Source organism: Neobacillus niacini, assembly GCF_036961885.1.
GTDB classification, from domain to species: domain Bacteria; phylum Bacillota; class Bacilli; order Bacillales; family Cytobacillaceae; genus Neobacillus; species Neobacillus niacini_H.
This window is the reverse complement of sequence record NZ_JBALNQ010000021.1, coordinates 129,704-152,405: the sequence shown is the minus strand read 5'-3', so window position 1 is coordinate 152,405 and position 22,702 is coordinate 129,704. Positions and strand designations below refer to the sequence as shown.

17 protein-coding genes are annotated in these 22,702 nt (G+C 38.1%); 15 read left to right on the top strand and 2 right to left on the bottom strand.

Translation table 11 applies throughout. The features are described from left to right. Positions 1-283: 283 nt before the first annotated feature. From V7124_RS10240 to V7124_RS10230, 3 genes are all read left to right on the top strand, one after another. On the top strand, positions 284-2,233 hold the full coding sequence (locus V7124_RS10240; protein ID WP_335488741.1) for an SEC-C metal-binding domain-containing protein: 1,950 nt from the start codon (positions 284-286) through the stop codon (positions 2,231-2,233). Between the two features lie 431 nt (positions 2,234-2,664). Next, positions 2,665-3,216 (top strand): hypothetical protein, encoded by a 552-nt coding sequence (locus tag V7124_RS10235; RefSeq protein WP_335488738.1) that lies wholly within the window; start codon positions 2,665-2,667, stop codon positions 3,214-3,216. Positions 3,217-3,242: 26 nt separating this feature from the next. Continuing rightward, the gene (locus tag V7124_RS10230; RefSeq protein WP_335488735.1) at positions 3,243-3,851 is read left to right on the top strand and encodes a hypothetical protein; all 609 of its coding nucleotides are present in this window, start codon (positions 3,243-3,245) and stop codon (positions 3,849-3,851) included. A 268-nt stretch (positions 3,852-4,119) separates the two neighbouring features. On the opposite strand, the gene secA is transcribed toward V7124_RS10230, so the two are convergent. Then, positions 4,120-6,633: a preprotein translocase subunit SecA gene (gene secA, locus V7124_RS10225; RefSeq protein ID WP_335488732.1), complete on the bottom strand. Its 2,514-nt coding sequence runs from the start codon at positions 6,631-6,633 to the stop codon at positions 4,120-4,122. Positions 6,634-7,120: 487 nt separating this feature from the next. On the opposite strand from secA, the gene V7124_RS10220 reads away from it, so the two are divergent. The 8 genes from V7124_RS10220 to V7124_RS10185 all read left to right on the top strand — a co-directional run bounded on the left by V7124_RS10220 (position 7,121) and on the right by V7124_RS10185 (position 18,589). Next, complete coding sequence (locus V7124_RS10220) at positions 7,121-8,512, top strand: NapC/NirT family cytochrome c (RefSeq protein ID WP_335488729.1); 1,392 nt, start codon at positions 7,121-7,123, stop codon at positions 8,510-8,512. 30 nt (positions 8,513-8,542) lie between these two features. Continuing rightward, complete coding sequence (locus V7124_RS10215) at positions 8,543-9,706, top strand: NapC/NirT family cytochrome c (RefSeq protein WP_335488726.1); 1,164 nt, start codon at positions 8,543-8,545, stop codon at positions 9,704-9,706. Positions 9,707-9,736: 30 nt separating this feature from the next. Then, a complete protein-coding gene (locus V7124_RS10210; protein WP_335488723.1) occupies positions 9,737-10,420 on the top strand; it encodes a tetratricopeptide repeat protein in 684 nt (227 codons plus the stop codon). A gap of 20 nt (positions 10,421-10,440) precedes the next feature. Then, positions 10,441-11,409, top strand: coding sequence for a 6-bladed beta-propeller (locus V7124_RS10205; RefSeq protein ID WP_335488720.1), 969 nt, complete (start codon positions 10,441-10,443; stop codon positions 11,407-11,409). A 116-nt stretch (positions 11,410-11,525) separates the two neighbouring features. Then, positions 11,526-13,331, top strand: a complete 1,806-nt coding sequence (locus V7124_RS10200; RefSeq protein ID WP_335488717.1) for a cytochrome c3 family protein — start codon at positions 11,526-11,528, stop codon at positions 13,329-13,331. 256 nt (positions 13,332-13,587) lie between these two features. Then, positions 13,588-15,471, top strand: a complete 1,884-nt coding sequence (locus V7124_RS10195; RefSeq protein ID WP_335488714.1) for a multiheme c-type cytochrome — start codon at positions 13,588-13,590, stop codon at positions 15,469-15,471. Positions 15,472-15,944: 473 nt separating this feature from the next. After that, positions 15,945-17,046 (top strand): peptide chain release factor 2 gene (gene prfB / locus V7124_RS10190; protein WP_335488711.1). Its coding sequence is split into 2 segments (ribosomal slippage): positions 15,945-16,016 and positions 16,018-17,046, totalling 1,101 coding nucleotides; the frame shifts between segments, so codons are not numbered across the junction. Positions 17,047-17,263: 217 nt separating this feature from the next. Next, positions 17,264-18,589 carry a cytochrome c3 family protein gene (locus V7124_RS10185; RefSeq protein WP_335488708.1) on the top strand — a complete coding sequence of 442 codons (1,326 nt, stop codon included), beginning with the start codon at positions 17,264-17,266 and terminating at the stop codon, positions 18,587-18,589. Between the two features lie 394 nt (positions 18,590-18,983). On the opposite strand, the gene V7124_RS10180 is transcribed toward V7124_RS10185, so the two are convergent. Beyond that, positions 18,984-19,286 (bottom strand): hypothetical protein, encoded by a 303-nt coding sequence (locus V7124_RS10180; protein ID WP_335488706.1) that lies wholly within the window; start codon positions 19,284-19,286, stop codon positions 18,984-18,986. Positions 19,287-19,532: 246 nt separating this feature from the next. On the opposite strand from V7124_RS10180, the gene V7124_RS10175 reads away from it, so the two are divergent. From V7124_RS10175 to ftsX, 4 genes are all read left to right on the top strand, one after another. Beyond that, on the top strand, positions 19,533-20,393 hold the full coding sequence (locus V7124_RS10175) for a YitT family protein (RefSeq protein WP_335488704.1): 861 nt from the start codon (positions 19,533-19,535) through the stop codon (positions 20,391-20,393). A gap of 50 nt (positions 20,394-20,443) precedes the next feature. Continuing rightward, complete coding sequence (cccB, locus tag V7124_RS10170; RefSeq protein ID WP_335488701.1) at positions 20,444-20,764, top strand: cytochrome c551; 321 nt, start codon at positions 20,444-20,446, stop codon at positions 20,762-20,764. Between the two features lie 295 nt (positions 20,765-21,059). Beyond that, positions 21,060-21,746, top strand: coding sequence for a cell division ATP-binding protein FtsE (gene ftsE / locus V7124_RS10165; protein WP_335488698.1), 687 nt, complete (start codon positions 21,060-21,062; stop codon positions 21,744-21,746). Further along, positions 21,736-22,629 (top strand): permease-like cell division protein FtsX, encoded by an 894-nt coding sequence (ftsX, locus tag V7124_RS10160; RefSeq protein ID WP_335488695.1) that lies wholly within the window; start codon positions 21,736-21,738, stop codon positions 22,627-22,629. Before ftsE ends, ftsX begins: the two co-directional genes overlap by 11 nt. The last annotated feature ends 73 nt before the right edge of the window (positions 22,630-22,702 follow it).

Genomic DNA, 22,702 nt, shown 5'->3' with positions numbered 1-22,702 from the left:
CAGCTGAAAAAGCTCAAGAACAACAACAAAAAGCAGCTGAAAAAGCTCAAGAGCAACAACAAAAAGCAGTTGAAAAGGCTCAAGCGCAGCAACAAAAAGCTGCAAACAAGCAGGAAAAAGCAGCTGAAAAAGGAAAAGATAAAGGTAATAATTAATTTAATACAAGAGGTGCACCTTATTAAGGGTGTGCCTTTTTTGTATTTAGATATAGTATATTCCCTATATATCGGTCTAAAATGATACTATTATAAATAATAGATTCGGATTTGAGGGAGAGAAGATGATGATTAAATCGGTAGGCAGGAATGAATCTTGTCCTTGCGGGAGTGGGAAGAAATATAAAAAGTGCTGTGGTGCGAACGAAGCCGTTTCGATAACCCATGTGATTGAAGGTGAGGTCGACGATCTACAAAAGCGCCTCATTCACTTCGCGCTTGATTATTATGAAGATGAAATACTTAAGGGGTTTGATGATTATCAAGATTACTTTGAGATTGAGGAGGACCAGCGTCAGTTTTTTGAATTTGTTTATACGATCTGGTATTCCCTATTTCATGAATTGGAAAATGGTAAAACCATTTTAGATAACTTTATAGCCTCAGAGGCTGGAAAAATTAAACGGCCGAAATTAAAACAGATTATGCAAACTTGGACAAATGCTAGAGCGATCGCAGGGGAAATCATTGACGTTGAAAATAATGTTCTGACTGTTATTGATGGACTTTCATCAGAAAAATTAAAGGCCATGGTAACAAATTTACAAAGTCCATATGAAAAAGGGTCATTTTTTGTTGGAATCGTTCTTCCATTTGACCAAATGCATGTATTTTTCCCAGCACCGTTTGATTTGCCAGATTTACCGCTCCAAGAGGCAATCATGTTTATTAAGCAAAAAAGTGAAAGGGCAGGTTATGACTCCCCTCAGGAATTCTTTACTGATTTCTTTATGGAAATCATGGGGGACCTTCCTGGGATTGGCGGAATGGTAGATGTAAATAGCATGGAGTGGGAGCCGCCGGTTTATAAGGAAGTGGCGGAACGATTGAAGAGAGAGCTGGAATTGCTTGGTGAAACACCGCCAATCGTGGATTTAGGGATCATTCTCTGGTTTCAATATTGTGAGAAAAAGCAAAAAAGAATTAAAAATTCGAGTCTTTATGCAGCATCTCTGCATTATTTACTCACAACGTTCACCCCTATGGAATCACCACTTACCCAAAAGGAACTAGCCGAGAGGTATGGGGTACCGGTTGGCTCACTTTCCTCTACATATAGGGAATTAGATGACGAACTAGAGGAAGAGATAAGAAGAGTCATTGAGATTGCATTTGAAGAGGAAAATGATTCCTTTCCTGCTGTTGCGCTTAATCCACTTCGGGGGCCAAGTCTTACAGAACAAGTCATGCAGGAAGCATTGGAGGGTATCCAAGATCAAAATTTTGAGAACATGGAAGAATTAAATGAATTTCTGAATAAAAAGCTTTCAGCTCCAACTCCTAAAAAGGAACCGAAAACGAACAAAGGGCGTGCCCAGCAATTGGTTTACGATGCGATGGAGGCAACCGGTGACAGGCGCAGTAAACTAGCCCAAGAGGCTCTTACGTTAAATCCAAAATGTGTAGATGCCTACGTAATTCTTGCAGAAAATGCTGATACCTATGAGGAAGCGATGATGCTTTCCAAAAAAGGTATGGAGGCTGGCGAAAAGGAACTTGGGAAAACCTTTTTTAAAGATAACAAAGGTCATTTCTGGGGATTACTTGAAACAAGACCATATATGCGTGCAAAAGCAGCCTACGCAGATGCCCTCCATCAATTAGGATTTACCATGATGGCGATACGTGAATACGAACAGCTTCTAGAATTAAATCCAAATGATAATCAAGGTATTCGTTATATCCTGTTTGTGGCTTACTTGGAAGAAGGTAAATGGGAAGCTGCAGAGCGCTTGTTGAAACAGTACGAGGAACCAACAGCAAATGGGTTATATAACAAGGTTTTACTTGAATTATATAAAAATGGTTTTTCGGCAAATGCCGCAAAAATGCTGAAAGACGCGAAAAAGGCGAACCCACATGTCATTCCATTTCTTTCGGGTAAAAAAAGAATCCCGATGTCCTTACCAGAAGGATATCGATTGGGGGACGAGAGCGAAGCAATTATTTACGCAGGCGAACATTATCAATTGTGGGAAAAGATAGAAGGACTGCAGAAATGGCTGAAGAAACAATGATTTCGAGAGGGTAACCTCTCGATTTTATTTATTATAAGGGGAGGGGTCAATTAAGCGATGGCAGGAGTGACCGAAAGCTGATAGGAAAAGAGTTTTGGGTCAATGCGAAGTGCCCGAAGCCCGATTACCAAAAGCATTTGGGTAATTGAAGGGGTTCATAGTGACCGAAATTAGAAAGGAACTCGAGTTTCGGTAACTATAGGAGGTCCATAGTGACCGAAATCAGAAAGGAACTCGAGTTTGGGTAACTATAGGAGGTTCATAGTGTCCGAAACCAGATAGCAACTCGAGTTTCGGTCACTATAAGAGCTTCATAGTGCCCGAAACAGAAAGGGTATCAGAATTACGGTAACTATAAAATGAAACTTTACTTAAACTTCCCTAAAATGTTCACAAGGCCATAGTTTATATGAATATCCCCAAAGCTATAATTGGAAACAGATACCTTATTTGAAAGGATGTTTGTTTCCGTGAAAAAAGCTGCACCTGTTATCGTGTTGATCCTCCTAGCAACAGCTTTGTTCTCCATTAAATATTTTACAACTCTGCTAGATTCCAAGGATTCCGCGACGATTGTTAATAAACCATACACCTTTAAAGATGATTACACGGATAAAAGAAAATTAGCAAAAGCTGTTGATAATATATTTATTGGCGAGGTCATTAGAGAAGTCGGAACCAAAGAATACACTGGAAGTCCAAATACCCAATTTTTAGTGAGAATCACTCAAAATATTAAAGGAGCTTTGCTTGGGGACATCACGATCAATCAAGAGGGTGGATACTTCAAAGAAAAGGGGAAATTGTATTTCCTATCCTATGAAAAGACACCACTGCTAAAAGAGGATCAAATGTATTTGTTCACCGTTACCCGCACTAAAGAAGATTATTTTGAAATGCTGCCGAAGTATGGAAGTGTACGGTTAGATAATGAAGATGAGAAATATAAACAAATTAAAGCGTTCAAAGAAGTTATCGAGTAACCATTCGAATTACAGGGGGAAGATGAATGCAGAGGGTCATTTTTTGTATTGTTTTATTATTGATCAGTTTTTCGATTGTAAGTACTCAAGTAGAGGCAACAAGTTGGGTCGCACTAGAACCACAAGAAGTAGTAACTAAGGCTCAGGTTGTTGTCCTAGGTAAATACGACTTTTCAAGCACTCCTATCCCAGGAGAGCAATCGATGTTTGAGGGCCTAAAGTTCGAGGTAACCAAGGTTTTCAAAGGTGAAAATATTCCATCCACCATTACAGCGGGAATCAATGGTTTCGATAATGGCTGGGTAGATGAATTCCAACAACAGGGTGGAGAAATGCTGCTCTTTTTAGAAAAAGGGGATCCTAGCTTCCTGACACCAGTTGGCGGGCCGAATGGAATGATTCAAATGAAAAATGGACAGGTTGTACATCCCGTAGAAAAAATTAGAACCTTTTATCAGGACTACCTAAAAGAGGAGCCTAAAGAAACCGTACAGGAAGAAATAACTCCTAAGGTAAGGAATCATCAAATTCAGATTGAGGAAAAACAGGCATTTCCTTTTCAAACTGTACTGGTGGTACTAGTATTGTTGTCCATAACCATATTCGGGGTCATACGTTTTAGAAAAAGAAATTAAAGGAAGAGGGCCGGCCATTACATACGACGGCCCTCTATTTCACGTTTCTGATTACGTCTAAGTGGTATTTTCTCTATTGAAGGTATTCAAAACCCGTCTTTGGTTACCATTAATCAGCATTTTCACCGTTAGAGGGAATCAAAACCTATCTTTGATTACCGCCCAGCAGCATTTCCCCCAAAAAAGGGAACCAAAGCCCTCCAGTGATTACCACACCTACAGTTCGAAAAATAAAAAGGGCCGCAATTCGCCGGCCCTCCAACTTTTCCTATTTCGCTGCCCCATGGCAGTTCTTATATTTCTTACCACTTCCACAATAACATGGGTCATTGCGGCCGATATTCATTTGGTTCACTTTTGGTTTTTTCTTAACAGGCTCGCCGTCTTCCTTAGGATTCACAGCCTGACCTTTTGCGACTTCTTGGCGCTCAAGATTGTTGCGGATTTCAGCTTTCATGATATACCTAGATGCTTCTTCCTCGATGGATAAAACCATTGACTCAAACATCGCAAAGCCTTCATGCTGATATTCTCGAAGAGGGTCAATTTGTCCGTAAGCTCGAAGGTGGATACCTTGACGAAGCTGATCCATCTGATCAATGTGGTCAATCCACTTACTGTCAACCGCACGAAGCGTAACAACTTTTTCGAATTCACGCATTTGTTCATCAGATAGAACTTGTTCTTTTTCACTATAGCGTTCCTGTACCTTTGCAAAAATTGCTTCAGTCATTTCTTCAGGATCTTTACCGCGTAATTGCTCGATGGTAATGTCACCTTCATGAAGCAGATTTGCATTTACAAAATCAATAATGCCCTGCAGGTTCCATTCCTCTTCATCCTCATGCTTATTTGCATGGGCTTCAACATTTCGCTGGATAGTAGATTGAATCATTTTTTCAACAATTTCACGCAGGTTTTCGGATTCCAGCACTTCATCACGCTGTGTATAGATAATTTCACGCTGTTGACGTAAAACATCATCATATTGTAAGAGTTGCTTACGTGCATCAAAGTTGTTGCCCTCAACACGTTTTTGTGCAGATTCTACGGCTTTTGAAACCATTTTACTTTGAATTGGCTGAGTATCATCCATTCCTAGACGTTCCATCATCGCTTTCATATTGTCAGAACCGAAGCGGCGCATCAGTTCATCTTCCATGGATAAATAAAACTGTGTTACCCCTGGGTCCCCTTGACGTCCAGACCGTCCACGAAGCTGGTTATCAATCCGTCGGCTTTCATGGCGCTCGGTACCAAGAACAGCAAGACCGCCTAAGGCGACAACACCTTCACCAAGCTTGATGTCCGTACCACGACCAGCCATGTTTGTGGCAATGGTAACAGAACCTTTATGGCCTGCTTCCGCAATAATTTCGGCTTCACGCTCGTGATTTTTCGCGTTCAAGACATTATGTTTAATCCCTTTTTTCAATAAATATTTAGAAATTACCTCTGAAGTTTCAATCGCTACAGTACCAACAAGAACAGGCTGTCCTTTTTTATTGCGCTCGGCAATATCCTCAACTACCGCACGGAATTTGCCGTCCATCGAAGCATAAATCAAATCCGGGCGGTCATCACGTGCGATCGGTCTATTGGTTGGAATGACGATTACATTCATATTATAGATGTTGCGGAATTCTTCCTCTTCCGTTTTAGCTGTACCTGTCATACCAGCAAGCTTTTCATACATACGGAAGTAATTTTGGAACGTAATGGTCGCCATTGTCATGCTTTCATTTTGAACTTCCAAGCCTTCTTTTGCTTCAATGGCCTGATGTAAGCCCTCGCTATAGCGGCGCCCCTTCATTAAACGACCGGTAAATTGGTCAACAATAATAATTTCTCCATCTTGGACAACATAGTCAACATCAAGGTGCATGCTGACATTTGCCTTTAGTGCCTGGTTAATATGATGGTTTAGGGTTACATGTGACATATCGAACAGATTCTCAATCCCAAAAGCTTGCTCAGCTTTATTAATTCCATCTTCAGTCAGCATAACGCCTTTTGTTTTTTCATCGTACGTAAAGTCTTTGTCTCTTGTAAGCGTGCGGACAAAGGCATTTGCCTGAATATAGAGCACAGCCGACTTTTGTGCGGAACCAGAGATAATCAAAGGTGTTCGTGCTTCATCGATTAAGATCGAGTCAACCTCATCAATAACAGCATAGTAAAGCGGCTTCTGTACCTTTTGCTCTTTATATAGGACCATGTTATCACGTAAATAATCAAAGCCAAACTCATTGTTTGTTCCATATGTAATGTCGCAAGCATAAGCTTCCTGCTTTTCTTCTTTTGACATACTGTTTAAGTTCAAACCAACGGTTAAGCCCAAGAATTGATATAATTGACCCATTTCAGTGGCGTCACGGCTTGCGAGGTATTCGTTGACGGTAATAACATGAACACCTTTTCCAGAAAGGGCATTTAAATACACAGGCATGGTCGCGGTTAACGTTTTACCTTCCCCAGTCTTCATCTCCGAAATATTTCCTTCGTGAAGTGAGATACCGCCCATTAATTGAACATGGTACGGATACAAACCAAGTACACGGCGAGCACCTTCACGTACCACTGCAAACGATTCAGCTAGCAAATCCTCAAGGGTTTCACCTTTTTGGTAGCGAAGCTTAAACTCCTCTGTTTTTTCACGGAGCTGATCGTCGCTAAGTTTTTCAGTTTCTGCAGCCAAGGCATCAATTTGATTTGCCATTTTGTCCAGTCGCTTCAGCTCGCGTTTATTAAGGTCGAACACTTTATTTAAAATCCCCATCATATGATGAAACGCTCCTTTATTTCTTATTTATCCATCTAAAAACAGTTCATTTTATGTTCCATAATTTTCGATAATTACCCTTTTTATCTTACCACTTCCGATTTAGAGTGACAACATTGTTACCGTTATAGCCACAATTACAAAAAGCATACAAATTGTTCGAAAACGATCTTTTGTAAAATTGTCAAACATTTGTATGCAATTTATTGAAACCAATATGCAAAAAAAAACGCAGACAATGAATAAATATACTTATTATTGTATAAGTATTACTTGTTTTTCACGTTTGCAACTCGGTTATGTTGTTAACAAAACCCTTGCGATTACAACATTCCTATGTTGTTTTTAGGGATAATGTCCTAAATATCCTTTGTGAAAAAATATTCACAAATTGTACATTGGAAAATACTCTTACAATGTTAGATACTACCATTAGAGAGGTTAACTAAAGAAAAATATAGAGAGATAAAAATTCAAAATGGGAAGGGTGAGTCAAGTGGCTTTTTGGGGGAAGAAAAAGAATCAAAATATAGATCCTGAAACAAGAGAGAAAAAAAATAAGCCTGGATTATTTCGCAGACTCTGGCAGAAATTTAAAAACATAGACTGGAAGGATCCAGTTACAAGATGGAAAGCATTATTTGTTGCCCTAATAGGGTCTATTATTATTTTTGGAGGCGGATACGGAGTTCTCTCGTTTACTAACTCGCCTTCATTCTGTGCCAACTGTCACGAAATGGCACCTGAAGTAACAACATTTACCGCCAGCGCTCACAGTGAAATCACCTGTGTTCAATGTCATATCAAGCCTGGCTTCGTTAACATGATGACCCATAAAGTCATTTCCTTGAAGGAAGTCTATCACCACGTAATGGGAATACCGGAACAAATCGTTCAAACGGAGCATGAAGCCGTTTCAGATGAAAACTGTTTACAATGTCACTCTAAGAACCGGCTTGTAACCGCGTCAAAAGACTTAATTGTTAACCATAAAGGGCATATTGAAGAAGGTGTACCTTGTATCAGCTGTCACTCCGGAGTAGCACATGCGAAAATCGCTGCCCGTGGTATTAACACTGAAGAAGTTCGCGGTCACTGGACAGATGAAGTAGCTCAACAAATGATGGAACAGAAATATCTAGCACCAAACATGGGAACATGTATCGACTGTCACGATAAAGTAAACAACGGTGAAAAGCCTTGGAAAGATGCTGCTTATCTTGTTCCGCCTAATCCAGAACATTTAGAAGAAGCAAAGAGCACTACCGGTAAAGTAAAGGATGACGCAACAACTGAAGAAGAAGCGGCGGAGGCCGTTGCATCACATGACAAAAAAACACAAGCGCTTATTTTAGAAGCAGTTGGAAAGCAAACAAAAGATGTAAAGCTTTCAATGTCATGTGAAACTTGCCATCAACGAGTCAAAGTTCCGGAAAATCACAGAGTTGCAAGTTGGGGTGGAGATCATGGTGGTACAGCCCTTCAAGAGCTAGACACATGTGTTGATTGTCACCAGGATTCAAAGTGGATCAGAGATATTCCTAAGGAAGACCTAATGTCATTGTTAAAAATGGCTGAGGTTAAGGAAGAGGATAAAGATCACAAATATACAGCAAACATTAACGTGGTTCGTGAACAATCACGTATCAATAAGTTCTGTAGCGCTTGTCACGGCGAACGCCCTGATAGCCACGCAGAAAGCGATGTTTGGTTAACTTCTCACGCAGATAAAGCACAAACTCCTGAAATGAAAGCAGAATGCTTCGTCTGTCATGATCGCGAAGAACCAAAAGCAGATTCAACAGAAGTTAAAGCACCAACAGATGTTTATTGCCAATACTGTCATAGAACTGGCTTTAAGGATGATGTTAAAAAATAAAGTTTTGATGTTTAATAGGAGGGAAAGTGAATGGAAGAAGAACATATAGAACAAACCCCCCCTCCCAGGACTCGTTATAGATTGTATAAATATTTAACAGTAGCACTGTTTTTCATCGTTATTTTCTTCTCATTGGGACTAGTAGGAGTAGAAACAACTTCAAGTTCGGAGTTCTGCTCCTCCTGCCATGAGATGAAGCCTGAATTTTATACGTGGAAGGCGTCCACACATAGTGAAGTGGATTGTGTCAACTGTCATATCGGGTCAGGCACGGAAGAATACACGAAAGCAAAAGCAAACGGACTTTTGCAAGTTTATAAGAAAACTACACAAACCTATACAGCACCCATTCAGATGCCCAAAGAGATTCCAGATGAGGCATGTGAAAAATGTCATAATATGAATCTGCGTGAGGTAACACCTTCAGGCGATCTCATCATTCCCCATGATAAGCATATGGAGCAAGATGTAGAGTGTATTCAATGCCATAGTGGGGTTGCACACGGGAAAATTGCAGAACGGAAAGTAACATTCAAGTCTGACTATGATAAATGGGATACTTCTCTTGGTAAATCGATGATGAGTGAAAAGAAATTCACAAGTCCGAAGATGGAAGAATGTATGGATTGTCATAAAGCTAGAAATGTAACAACCGAGTGTAGCGCATGTCACACGTCAAATATGTACCCTGAGAGTCATACAAAAGAGGATTTTAAGCTTACATCACATGGCTCGTTGGCTAAAGATGATGTTCAAGAGTGTAATGATTGTCATAAGTATATGTCTACTAAGGAGATTACATTATTTAATGACCTGCCTGCTTATACTCAATATTTAAGAGATCAAAAAATCCAAAGTAAACAGGTTAGTAGCAAAGACTATGCAAAAGAAAATACATTCTGTAAAGATTGCCACACCCAGCGTCCAGAAAGTCATGAAAAAGGGTTTATTAAAAAACATGGACCGGCTGCAAACAACAACGAAGAAGCTTGTTTAACCTGTCATGACCTTCAAAAAAATGGGAAAAATGAGATTTCAAATATTACCTGTAATAGCTGTCATCCAAGTAGCCATGAAAATAAAGATTGGAGAAAGACTCATCCGATAAAGGTAGCTGAGGGTGCAAAAGTTTCAGAGACATGCTATCTATGTCACAACGAACAGAAATGTCAATCTTGCCATAAAGAAGATTAAAGTGCATTTAAGTAGAGTAGGAGGGTTCGTATGCAAGAAAAGGAACAACTTGAAACCAAAGAGCCTGAAAAAAAAGTAAAAAATGACCGGTTTACATGGTGGCAATCATCATTGTTATTAGTTGGAACACTAGCAATATGTTTGGTAGCCGGTTATTTCATTAGTGATAGATTCCTATGGGATAATACCGATTCAAAACAAATTGAAGAACAGCTTAAGTTTTATAAAGGAGAAGTAAAAGAGAATCCCAATGACCCTGAAAGCAGGGTTCAACTTGGCTATGCATATTTTTTAGATAAAGACTACGATGAAGCAATTAAACAATTTAAAACAGCTAAATCTTTGGATAAAAATTATTTTGATGCCTATTTAAATTTAAGTATTGTATATGATAGACAAGATCGAAATGATGATGCTCTACAAAATGCTATTAAAGCGACTGAAATCTCTCCTAAGGATTACAAAGGACACCTTATGAAGGGAAAAAGTTATCGTAAATTAAAAATGTATAAAGAAGCAAATGAAGCTTTAGCAGAAGCAGATCGTTTAAATGTAGGAAATACAGATACGATCTATGAAATCGGACTAGTAGCAGAAGATCAAGGAAAGAAAGAGGAAGCTGAAGCAATTTATAAAGAAGCACTTGCTTATGATCCTCTTTTTAAACCAGCTTTGAATGCACTAGATAGATTAACATCTAAAGATAAAAACTAGAATGTAAGGAGTTGAACTCATTGAAAAGAAGAACCGCTTATATATGGATGGGCACAATTGTTGGATTGAGCGTTGTCTTGTTTGCTGCAATCTATTTCTTAAATCTAGGTCAAGAAGTTGATAAAGCTGCTAATAATGTTAAAGGCGGTGCGCCTAATTTTAGTTACTTTATACAGGGGGATTTCAAATCTCCGTTAGATAAACCAATGGATGTCTCGAAAATTGGTGAATACGTGTATGTAACGGATACTAACAATAAGCAAGTCCAGGTCTTTGATAGCAGTGGTACCTCGATATTTAAGTTTGGTAAAGAGGGTGAAGGTGAAGGGGAATTTAAGTTCCCTTATGGTATTACAGGTGACAAGGACGGAAATGTTTATGTAGCAGATTTATATAATGGAAAGATATCTATTTTCTCGAAAAAAGGAAAGTTTATTAAATATTTCGAGGAAAAAGATAGTACTACACCAGCAATTACAAGTCCTGCTGGGTTAAGGATTTTTGATAACAAACTATATGTTACAGATATCGAAAGTAAAAAAGTCATCGTATTTAATCTGGACGGTAAGAAATTACTTGAAATTTCTTCCGCCTCTAGCCAAGAAGATGTGTTTAATGCTCCCAACGCGATTACCATTGACAAGGACAAAAATATATATGTTTCAGATTCAGGTAATCTAAGGGTTGTTGTCTATGATGAAAAGGGAAAATTCGTACGTGTCATTAATGGTAACAAAGATGCAAAAGGTGAATCAAAGTTTGTTAATCCAAGAGGATTGGCTGTAGATTCCAAAGGAACACTTTATATGATCGATAATATGACTCACTTTGTTTATGGTTTTGATAAAAAAGGTGAACAAGTCTATCAATTTGGTGGACTAGGCTCAGAAAATGATCAATTCTTCCTTCCAAATGGCCTATTTATTGATGAAAAAAGTCAGCTTTATATTACAGATACATTTAACCAACGAGTTGCCGTTTACTTTTAAGTCTACTAAATTCTTAAAGGAGGTGATGCTCAAAACTAGATTTAAGGATTATAAGTTCGTAGAAGTATGGTTTTAGAGAGAGAAAAAGAGAGAGAAAAACAGGGAGGTTTTTAGAAATGAGTAAGATTAAACTAAGCTTCTCACTACTGTTAGCATTAATTTTAGTGGGAATGCTAAGCAATGCTGCATTTGCAAAAAGCCCATTTAATTTTGCGGCTACTCAAAATGCAGACAACACTTATACTGTGACATTTAAAGCTCTATCTACTGATAAAGCTGGTACAGTTTTTACTGTGACAGTAAGAGATGCGAATAATGCTGTAATTGGAACTGCGCAAGACTTTACAACTGCAGTTGACGCAGATCCTCAAACATTTAGCTATACTACTGAAGCTTTAACAGTTGGAGCAAGATACACTGCTGAATTAGTTTATAAGGCTGCTGACCCAACTGTTGTTGTTGCAAGTTCTGATCTACTTGTAGCAGAAAGCAATAATGCAATTATTGACACTTCAGAAGTTGACCATAGTACTAATATGATCAACGCGAACGAAACTGGTTTTGAAGGATTAAGCAAAAAAAGATCTGGCCAAAAAATGCACGGATCTTACCAAAATAACACAAACTCATGTGCAAGCTGTCACCAAACACATACTGGTGAAGACCACTATCTATTATTCAGAGATGGAACATATAGCACTTGTGCTGCCTGTCATGACGGTACAATGGGAGCCAATTCAGTATTTAGCAGCCCAACAAACGCTGGTACATTCGGCGGATCTCATGATGGTAATATGTCAGTTCACTTATCAGATGGAACTGTTGATGTTAAAGCTGCCCCAGGTGGAAATCATAATGAAGAAGGAAAATGGGCAGAAGAATTTACATGTGCAAGCTGTCACAATCCACACGGATCTGATAGCACTCGTTTATTGAAAGCTGACCCTGCTGGTTGGATTAAGACTGAAAACATCATTACTGGTGCTGATGCTGTTAATAAAAACGGTAACACAAATGGCGGTATGAGTTTTAAAGACCGTAGCATCTATGAAAAAGCTTCCCTTCCATCTTCAAACGTTGGGGATTACATCCTTGTAAGAGAAACAGTAGTAGCAACTCAAGTAGATGATACTAAATCAGCTGATGATAACGTATTCTTTAAGAAAGCTGGGGTTCCTGCAGATTCTGTAGTGATTTCAACTTACAAATGGGATTATAAAGGTAAGAAATATATTTCAGACTCTTCACTTTGGATTCGTTATAATGGTGACCGTAATAACCCAATTTATACTGCATTAAAAGTAGGTAGTACTGAAAAACCTGCAACTGCAGACTTCGTTTATGTTTGGAAAGATGGCTTCGCATATAGCAAGAATGGTGACACAACCGCAGCAAGCATTGATGGAGCTTCATTCTTAATTGGTTCTGCTGTTGATAAAGTTACAAACAACTATGATTATTTTGATAGTGCTGCACCGACTTATGTAAAAGACAGTGGAGTACAAATGAGTAAATTCTGTGCTTCTTGTCACACTGACTATCTATCTGCAACTTATGCAAATGCTGATACAGGCGTATTTACAGATGCTCACCGTCACCAAACAGATACAGACAGATTGACTTGCGTACGCTGTCACTATGCACACGGTACTGATGCAACAATCATGAAGGACTCTGTAGATAGAGGTCTTACAGAATTAACAGCTGTTGGAGCACCATTTGATCCTGCTAAATATGCTGGTGATGCAAATGCTGCTAAAGTTGCTGCTACAGATTACTTGAAAGATCCAAACCCATCATCTGCACTTAAGCGTTACACTGGTATGGCTGTATGTTTCGGATGTCATGATGGTTCAATCGCAAGTGACGAAACAACTTGGAGTAATTACAATGCATTACAACCAGGTGTTTATAAACCATAAAAAAGCCAACAAATAGCGCCACTACTTGTTAGCTTAAAAGAAAATTGATTTTATTATATTAGTAAACAAGGTAGCAATAGTTATATTGTTACCTTGTTTTTATTATTCCACATAGTCACAAATCTGTCAAAAAATCTCTTCATTTTTGCCCCATTTTTTCTTTGTATTCACTGTTATAATATACATATAAACCCTGTAGAAAATAACTTTAGCATAATAACTAAACATAAATTAACAGAAAATGAGTTGAGAACTGATGAAGAAAAATGTCATGAAATTTCAGCAAATCTTTTATAGTTTCTTAATAATACTTATAGTAGGTGCCTCGATTTTCTCTTTTCCGTCTACTAATGTATTTTCGGCTATTGGAGATAAACCTACTATATCAATTGAACCCCCTACCCCTAATGGAGTGCTTAATACAACAAAAGTAGTCCTAACTGGAACATACACGGATGACAATGTTACTAAGGAGGGACTTCTTTTTACAGCCTACGAGAATGAGATCGTACTCTCAGACTCCATCACAAGTGCAGAGGAATGGAAAATTGTCGAAAACGGGACAGAAAAAACTTGGACTTTTTCAACAACCTTATCAGAAGGAATCCATAATCTGTCCATTGAAATTAAAGAAAATCCACCTTCTGAGGTTACGATGGTAGCTAATCAAAATGTTACGTTTACTATAAACACTACAAGACCATTTGTAACTGATACAGGGATTATCCTCCCTGATAACAGGACCCTTACTGGAGAGGATTTTACTAGAGTGCCTCTAGATGCAAAAATAAAAATAACTGTTGCTGACGATCAGCCAATGATTCAATTGGTAAATAAAATAAACGCACCTACTGATCCTTATAACCCTATTAATGTAGTGTTAGGAACGAAACAGTTAGATGGTACTCCTGAAATTATTGACCTAGGAATCCAAGATGGAAAGTATAAGTATGATATTATTTTTACACCTAGCAATAATCCTTTAGATTGGAAAATAAATACAACATATAAAGTCTACATCGATTCATTGCTTGTGGATGATGCGAACAACCCTTTGTATGCGAAAACATTTAAATTTACAACGATGAGTAATATGTCTGAATCTGATAATCCACATGGTCATTATATTGCGAAAACAAATATGTGCGCTGCTTGTCATAGTACACATGAAGGTTCTCCTAATACTTTAGCTGGTAATTCCTACAAGGATAAATTCAAGGAGGAGCTGCAAGCAGATCCATCTTCAAACTATTGTATGGCATGTCATGATGGGACAATGAATGCCCCGATAATTGACCAAATTGATAAAAAGTATCATCATAATAATCCAGCTGAATACACTGAATCAGGAACAAATGAATTGAAACAAGCAGAATCGTGTACATCATGTCACAACCCTCATTCGGGTTGGTCAGAAGAAAATCAAAATCTGCTAAAAGACCATTATGTTTATAAGCATAAGGAAGCTCATCCGGAAAAAGGATTGGAAACTCTCATAGTAGATAGCTTAGAAACATCTTGTATTACATGTCATGAGGATGACACAATTTATGACCGAGATAAGTATCCTGATGTTGTTTATGAAGTTTTTTCATATAATAAGTCCGTAACTACAGCAGGGGCAAAATCGACTAAAATTACAGATCCTAACTCTCAAACGATAAATGATTATTCACTGTGTTTACGGTGTCATAGCACGGACAAAAATAAAAATATAGAAAAATATTACTTACAAACAAACTCAGGACATTATTTTACAATTCCTGAGGGTAAACAAACAAATATTGACGGAAGTAAATTAAATGGTCCTATCCCTTGTGCAGAGTGTCATGATACACATGGGTCAAACAATATTAAATTGCTGAGAGAACAATTCGGTAATATGAAAACTGATGATACCTTTAATAAAACTGAAGGTAATTGGCTACCATCAGAAGAGCGCGACTTTTGTCTGAAGTGTCATAACAAATCTGTTGAAATTTATGGAAGAGAAGCAGAATTTAAAGAAATAAATGGAGATGTGGACATAGTTGGTCACCGACCAATTGAGGATAAAGATGTAAGGTGTTCTACTTGTCATGGTGGAGAATCGAAGACATTTATCGAAGCTGCTCATTCACCTGGAAAATTACCATATTAATTCAGAAGTTAGTTGTGAATTCTTAATAATTTTATATCAAAATATTGATGTCAAAAAATTATTTGGATTACGGCGGAGGAAGCTATTTAAAAGAAAAAAGTGAAAAGAACTTGATGTATGTAGTATTATGTAATTACCCTAAGACGAGAGGAGTTCCTCTCGTTTTTTTTTAGCAAACTTTTAAAAGTGTTAATAAGTACTGTTAATATGTTGATATGTGGATAGATTTTTTGGATATTTCCGAAAAATCTGTAGATAGCTTTACATATCCACAGCCATTCTAAAAAAAATTAAAAAATCCGCTGTTGATAAGTGAAGTTATCCACAAGACTAAAGGTTTGAATCCTTGAGACATTCTTATTATATATTCATTTTTGATATTCCCCCTACATACAGGCTATAATGGATAAGGAACAAATGAACGACCAAGACATAAGCTACAAACAGACGTAATTTTTATAGAGGTGAAGGAAATGGAATTAGCAGAAATTCGAAACGAACTTGAGAAAACAGCTAAACGTTTAGCGGACTTTAGGGGGTCTCTTTGACCTTGAAAATAAGGAAGCACGAATAGCTGCGCTCGATGATCAAATGCTTTATCCTGATTTTTGGAATGACCAAGACAAGGCTCAAATTGTCATTAGTGAAGCCAATGCACTGAAAGATCAGGTAAATGAATTTAATGATTTGTTCGAAACATTTGAGAATCTAGAAATAAGCTATGAGCTTGTCAAAGAAGAAAGTGATGATGAATTACAGACTGAACTTGAGGAAGAGCTAATCAAACTGACAGCTAGATTGAATGAATTTGAGCTTCAGCTGTTATTAAGCGAAGAATACGATAAACATAATGCCATCCTAGAGCTGCATCCAGGCGCGGGCGGAACGGAGTCACAGGATTGGGGCTCGATGCTTTTGCGAATGTATACACGTTGGGCAGAAAAGAAGGGTTTTAAGGTAGAAACTCTTGATTACCTTCCAGGTGATGAAGCGGGGATCAAAAGTGTAACCTTGGGGATTAGAGGTCATAATGCCTATGGGTATTTAAAGGCAGAAAAAGGTGTACACCGTTTGGTGAGAATTTCACCGTTTGACTCTTCTGGCCGCCGTCATACTTCCTTCGTCTCCTGTGAAGTGATGCCAGAATTTAATGAAGAAATTCAAATTGATATTCGGACCGAGGATTTGAAAATAGATACGTATCGCGCCAGTGGGGCTGGGGGTCAGCATATTAATACAACGGACTCGGCCGTAAGGATTACTCACTTGCCAACAGGTGTTGTCGTTACTTGTCAGAATGAGCGGTCACAAATTAAGAACCGTGATGCAGCAATGAAGATGTTGAAAGCGAAGCTATATCAACGTGAAATTGAGCAGCAAGAGAAAGAATTGCTAGAAATTCGCGGGGAACAAAAGGAAATCGGCTGGGGAAGTCAGATCCGCTCCTATGTATTCCATCCTTATTCCATGGTAAAAGATCATCGGACGGGTGCTGAAAGTGGAAACTTGCAGGCAGTAATGGACGGAGATATCGATCAGTTTATAGACGCTTACCTTCGTTCTAGAATTTCATAATCATTTAGAGAAACTTGCTGTAAAGGCAAGTTTTTTTATTTTCCAGGTATTCCATTGGATAAAAGTATCTTAAAATAACATTTACACCATCAAAACTAGGTTAATGTTACTATCTTATTAACCGACTTTAGACCTGTAATTTTACCAATAATTACTGGAAATACCTACCTCGAGTAATTAATTTTTGGTAAGATAGGAATGTAAGAAGGTGATAAGTATGAAATTATGGAAAAATAACAAACAAGAATCTGACCAAGAAACTGATCATTCTCGTGAAGGCAACGGGAGTGAGAGAACAAACAGGAAATTTGTAAAAAGGTGGCGGCTGCTGGATGTTTTTATCGTCTGCTTTATTGGCATGATTGGTTTATTATATGGAGCCATCAGCTACACCTCGACACCATCATTCTGCGCGAATTGTCACGAGATGGCACCAGAACATGTTACCTTTCAGGCTAGTGCCCATAATGAAATAAAATGTACACAGTGCCATATTGAACCGGGTGCAAAAAACTTAGTTGTACATAAAGTAGAATCTCTTAAAGAAGTATACTATCATATCGTGGGGCCGCCAGACCCGATTGTACAAACAGTCGCTGTAACAAATGAAAGCTGTGAACAATGCCACTCGAGAAACCGTTTAGTCACTGCAACAGGTGATATAATTGTTAATCACAACGAGCATGTAGAAAAAGGGATCTCCTGTATCAACTGCCACAGCGGAGTGGCCCACGCTAAAATAGTTGAAAGGGGTATTAACGGCTCTTCTACCTATGATGCTTGGACAAATGAAAACGCCAAAAAATTAATGGGTAAAGAATATGAAAAGCCAAATATGGGGACCTGTATTGATTGTCACGATAAAGTGAATCAAGGAAAAGAGCCTTGGAAGGATACAGACTATGTCCTACCCGAAAATAAACATTCTAAGGAACAAGAAGAAGCTGCGGAAGTAACTGCCGTTATTAAGTCTTCTCCAGAGATGGAAGCAGGTGTCCTAGAGAGAAATTTGCCTGAGAATACCCAAAAAACAATCCTCGAAGCACTTGGCCAGCAGCAAACAGATGTAAAGCTTTCGATGGAATGCAAGACGTGCCACCAGCAAATCAAAGTTCCTGAAAACCATGAGAATACGGACTGGTCTATTAATCATGGTCAGAATGCAGTAAAAAAGCTAGAAGAGTGTCTTAATTGCCACAAAAACTCGTTATGGGTCAAAAAATTGGAACGACAGGATATTAGAATCTTATTATCTAAAATAGATCAACCTGTATCAAATAATAAAGATGAATATTCAGTGACGAGATCAACAAGCAGCAATTATTTTTGTTACGTGTGTCATGCTACTATGCCTAATAATCACAAGGATCGTTATTCATGGTTATATGATAAGCATCGTCATAATTCAGGCACGTCGGAAGAAAGAAAAAGCTGTTTTGTCTGTCATGATAATAAAAAGCCGGTTGCGGGGAAACCGAAGGCCCCATCAGATGTATATTGTGAATTTTGCCACCAAGGTGAGTTTGAAGGCGAAGGAGTTTAATAAAGAATTAGACTACGGATCAGTGATAGGAGGTCGAATAGTGAAGTCAAATCCGTTCCTACGTATTCCACCCGTTTTCCTGCGCTCAAGAATTTCATAATATTAATAGGCTGTTTTCGTAAGAATTGTTGTTAAAATCTTAAAGCCGATTTTAACGTGGCAATAGTTTTTTTGCGCCTGTGAATATAGTTTGCAAGCTCTTTTCTTATAAATTATGCAGTTTTTTGCGAAAGCACAGCACATATTTATTTTTGCTCCTAAAAGCAAAAAAGTTTAAGAAAAGAGCCTTAATAAAAGCCTTTGCCAATAAGTCGGCAAAGGCTTTACTTTTGGGATTTAGTTTACCGATCTAGGTGGGAGAATTATGGGGAAGATAGGAGAATTTAATTTTATTCTACCTTTTACCATTCAGTTCATCTGAAACCATAACAAACATTCTATCATGATTGTCGAGTTTCTCTTCTATGTGCCTAAAGTGACTTCTGAATTCGATAGCATTATTTTCAACTGTTTCTTGAAGAAATTCAATTTTAGACTCTACTTTATCAAACCGTGTATCCATTGCAGCTAATCTATTGTCCATTGCGTCAAACCGTGTATCCATTTGATCAAACCGCTTATCAATAACATCAAACTTTTTATCAATTGCTTCAAAGCGATTGTCCATTTTCTCAAACTGATTATTCATTTGCTCCATCATTTTTATTAACTGCTGCTCTATACTTATCACCTCCTCTATTCGAAAATTCTACCGTTTTTTAGGAAAGAAATACTATCCTTAGAATTCCACATGAAAAGTATTTTATTAACAAATACTATCATAAATTTAACCCTTTAATGCTTCACTTTAGTGCCATTTACATCGAATAATTGCCATGCTATACTCACTTCGATAAAAAAAGAAACATTATAGTGAAATGGAAATTTAGAGGGGAATCGTCCGATGAAGAGAAGAAATAAACAAGCAGCACCTAAATTTAAAAATTCATTAGAATATATAAACGTCTTGATTGGATCGGCTATTATCGCGCTGGCATTCAATGTATTTCTCCTGCCCAATCAAATTGCTTCTGGAGGCGTCAGCGGAATCAGTACAATCTTACTAAACGTGCTTGGATGGGAACCTGCTTATGTCCAATGGGCTTTTAATATTCCGTTGTTTATAGCTGGAGTAATTTTACTAGGAAAACAGTTTGGCCTAAAAACGCTAGTGGGAACACTATTTTTACCGTTTATCGTTTTTTTAACAAAAAATATAGAGCCATGGACGAATGATGCCCTGCTTGGAGCTTTGTTCGGGGGAATCGGAGTTGGACTTGGCTTAGGAATTGTATTTAGAGGAAATGCTTCAACAGGCGGGACAGACTTGGCTGCTCAGATTATTACAAAGTACACGGGGCTTACCTTGGGGACAAGCGTCGTCCTGATAGATGGATTGATCGTCATTGCAGCAGCACTTGTCTTTGATATTGAACGCGGATTGTATGCGCTCATTGCCCTATATGTGACAAGTAAAACAATTGATATCGTCCAGGTTGGTTTTGGCAGGTCAAAGACAGCGATGATTATCACAAACAAGCAAGAAGAAGTTCGTGAGGGAATTCTTAATAAAATTGATCGTGGAGTGACAAAACTATCTGCATATGGAGGATTTACTGACAATGAGAGGCCTGTGCTCATGTGTGTAGTGGATCAACGGGAGTTCACAAAATTGAAACAATTAGTCAAAAGTCTTGATCCTTCTGCATTTGTCGTTGTTATGGACGCTTCCGAAGTGTTAGGAGAAGGTTTCAAAAGAGCGTAATACTGGGTATAATAACTTCGTATGGAAATTTTTTCTTAGGGGGAATGAATATGAAGAAAAATCTACTTAGAATGTTGTTAGGTACAGCTCTTGTTTTGGTTCTAGCTGCTTGCGGCGGCGGGAATGACGAGGGTGGCGACACAGCACAAGCTGGGGATGCTGAAAAAATTTACTCACAAAAATGTTCAAGCTGTCACGGCGGGGACTTAAAGGGCGGTATGGGACCTGACCTTACTGCTGTAGGTGCAAGTAAATCTAAAGAGGATATTGCCGCAATTATTAAAGATGGTACGAACGGCGGAATGCCTGGTGGCCTAATCGAAGGCGATGACCTTGATAAGGTTGCAGATTGGCTAGCAACTAAAAAGTAATAAATGTTAACGTTCTGTGATTTCTACAGGACGTTTTTTATTTTTTTGTGAATCTATGGTGGTTTATTAAGATAGTGTTAACTTTTGTCGAATAATATTGGGTGAAAATAATAAGTTATGTAGGTTTTGAAAAGAAACTGTAATAATTTTACCGCTTTTTTTACATGTATTGAGTGTTATAATGAATTTGTGCGAAATCCTGCATTTTTTGTCTAGGATTTTGTTTTTATGCAAGAAAATAAAAGGTTATTGTCGAAACAATTGTTCGAAACTAACTTATAAAGGTGATCTAAAAATGATAGAAATGCAAGATGTATTTAAAAAATACCCAAATGGGGTTACTGCGATAAATGGAATTGATGTACGAATTAATCAGGGTGAGTTTGTTTATGTGGTTGGTCCAAGTGGTGCAGGGAAATCGACGTTCATTAAAATGATGTATCGTGAGGAGGCACCAACCTCAGGGACCATTACAATGAATGGCGTAAACCTTGCTAAACTAAAGAATAAGAAGGTACCCATTTTTAGACGGAATCTTGGTGTTGTCTTTCAGGACTTTAAACTATTGCCAATGAAAACCGTTTATGAAAATGTAGCCTTTGCGCTAGAGGTTATTGAGGCTCAGCCTAAGTTTATTAAGAAGCGCGTGATGGAAGTTCTTGATCTCGTTAACCTTAAGCATAAAGCAAGAATGCTTCCAACAGAGTTATCCGGAGGAGAGCAACAACGTGTCTCCATTGCGCGTTCGATTGTAAATTCTCCAAAAATAGTGATTGCGGATGAGCCTACAGGAAACCTTGACCCGGAGACATCATGGGAAATCATGAAAATCTTCGAAGAAATTAATAATCGAGGAACTACGATTGTAATGGCTACACATAACAGAGAAATCGTTAACACCATTAAACATCGTGTTATTGCGATTGAATCTGGAAAAATAGCCCGTGATGAACAAAGAGGTGATTACGGTTATGAAAATTAGAACTCTTGGACGTCATGTGCGTGAAAGCTTTAAGAGTATTGGAAGAAATGGATGGATGACGTTCGCATCTGTAAGTGCCGTTACGGTAACGCTCATTCTAGTTGGTGTCTTTTTCGTTATTATGATGAATCTCAATAAAGTGGCACAAACCATAGAAGAGGACGTCCAAATTCGCGTTCACATCGACGTTGCTGCGAATCAAGAAGACCAGCAAAAATTAAAAGGTGAGATTGAAAAGATTTCAGAAGTACAAAGTGTGAAATATTCACCCAAAGAGCAGGAGCTTCAAGATTTAATTCAGAGCATGGGTGAAGATGGACAAGCATTTAAACTTTTTGAACAAGACAATCCGCTTAGCGATGTATTTATCGTAAAAACGAAAAACCCGAAAGAAACCATGAGAGCAGCAAAGGATATTGCAAAACTAGAGTATGTCACAAAGGCTGTCTATGGTAAGGGAACAGTTGAAAAATTATTTAATTTTATAGAAGCAAGTCGTAACGTTGGTATTGTTCTAATTGCAGGTTTATTTTTCACAGCAGTCTTCTTAATATCTAATACCATTAAGATTACGATCATTGCTAGACGAAGAGAAATAAAAATTATGAGGTTGGTAGGAGCAACAAATAGCTTTATTAAGTGGCCATTCTTCTTAGAAGGGTTATGGCTTGGTATCCTTGGAGCTATCTTGCCAATTATCCTCATTTCGATTGCTTACTACAATGCTTATGATTATCTTGCACCAAAACTAGTTGGCAACTTTATTCAAATTCTTCCATATGATCCGTTTATTTATCAGGTATCCGGAGTTTTGATTCTAATGGGCGGATTGATTGGAGTTTGGGGAAGCATGATGTCTGTAAGGAAGTTCTTGAAAGTTTAATTTTTACAGGAAGGGCATTGAAAGTGAGCCCTTCCTGCTTATGATGATGAAATAAATAACGATTTACCCGTAC

What these genes read in the sequence shown, in the direction of transcription:
- V7124_RS10240 (WP_335488741.1), top strand. Translation starts at nt 284, where the DNA reads ATGATTAAATCGGTAGGCAGGAATGAATCTTGTCCTTGCGGGAGTGGG.
- V7124_RS10230 (WP_335488735.1), top strand. Translation starts at nt 3,243, where the DNA reads ATGCAGAGGGTCATTTTTTGTATTGTTTTATTATTGATCAGTTTTTCG.
- secA (WP_335488732.1), bottom strand. Translation starts at nt 6,633, where the DNA reads ATGATGGGGATTTTAAATAAAGTGTTCGACCTTAATAAACGCGAGCTG.
- V7124_RS10215 (WP_335488726.1), top strand. Translation starts at nt 8,543, where the DNA reads ATGGAAGAAGAACATATAGAACAAACCCCCCCTCCCAGGACTCGTTAT.
- V7124_RS10210 (WP_335488723.1), top strand. Translation starts at nt 9,737, where the DNA reads ATGCAAGAAAAGGAACAACTTGAAACCAAAGAGCCTGAAAAAAAAGTA.
- V7124_RS10200 (WP_335488717.1), top strand. Translation starts at nt 11,526, where the DNA reads ATGAGTAAGATTAAACTAAGCTTCTCACTACTGTTAGCATTAATTTTA.
- V7124_RS10195 (WP_335488714.1), top strand. Translation starts at nt 13,588, where the DNA reads ATGAAGAAAAATGTCATGAAATTTCAGCAAATCTTTTATAGTTTCTTA.
- V7124_RS10185 (WP_335488708.1), top strand. Translation starts at nt 17,264, where the DNA reads ATGAAATTATGGAAAAATAACAAACAAGAATCTGACCAAGAAACTGAT.
- V7124_RS10180 (WP_335488706.1), bottom strand. Translation starts at nt 19,286, where the DNA reads ATGGAGCAAATGAATAATCAGTTTGAGAAAATGGACAATCGCTTTGAA.
- V7124_RS10175 (WP_335488704.1), top strand. Translation starts at nt 19,533, where the DNA reads ATGAAGAGAAGAAATAAACAAGCAGCACCTAAATTTAAAAATTCATTA.
- cccB (WP_335488701.1), top strand. Translation starts at nt 20,444, where the DNA reads ATGAAGAAAAATCTACTTAGAATGTTGTTAGGTACAGCTCTTGTTTTG.
- ftsE (WP_335488698.1), top strand. Translation starts at nt 21,060, where the DNA reads ATGATAGAAATGCAAGATGTATTTAAAAAATACCCAAATGGGGTTACT.
- ftsX (WP_335488695.1), top strand. Translation starts at nt 21,736, where the DNA reads ATGAAAATTAGAACTCTTGGACGTCATGTGCGTGAAAGCTTTAAGAGT.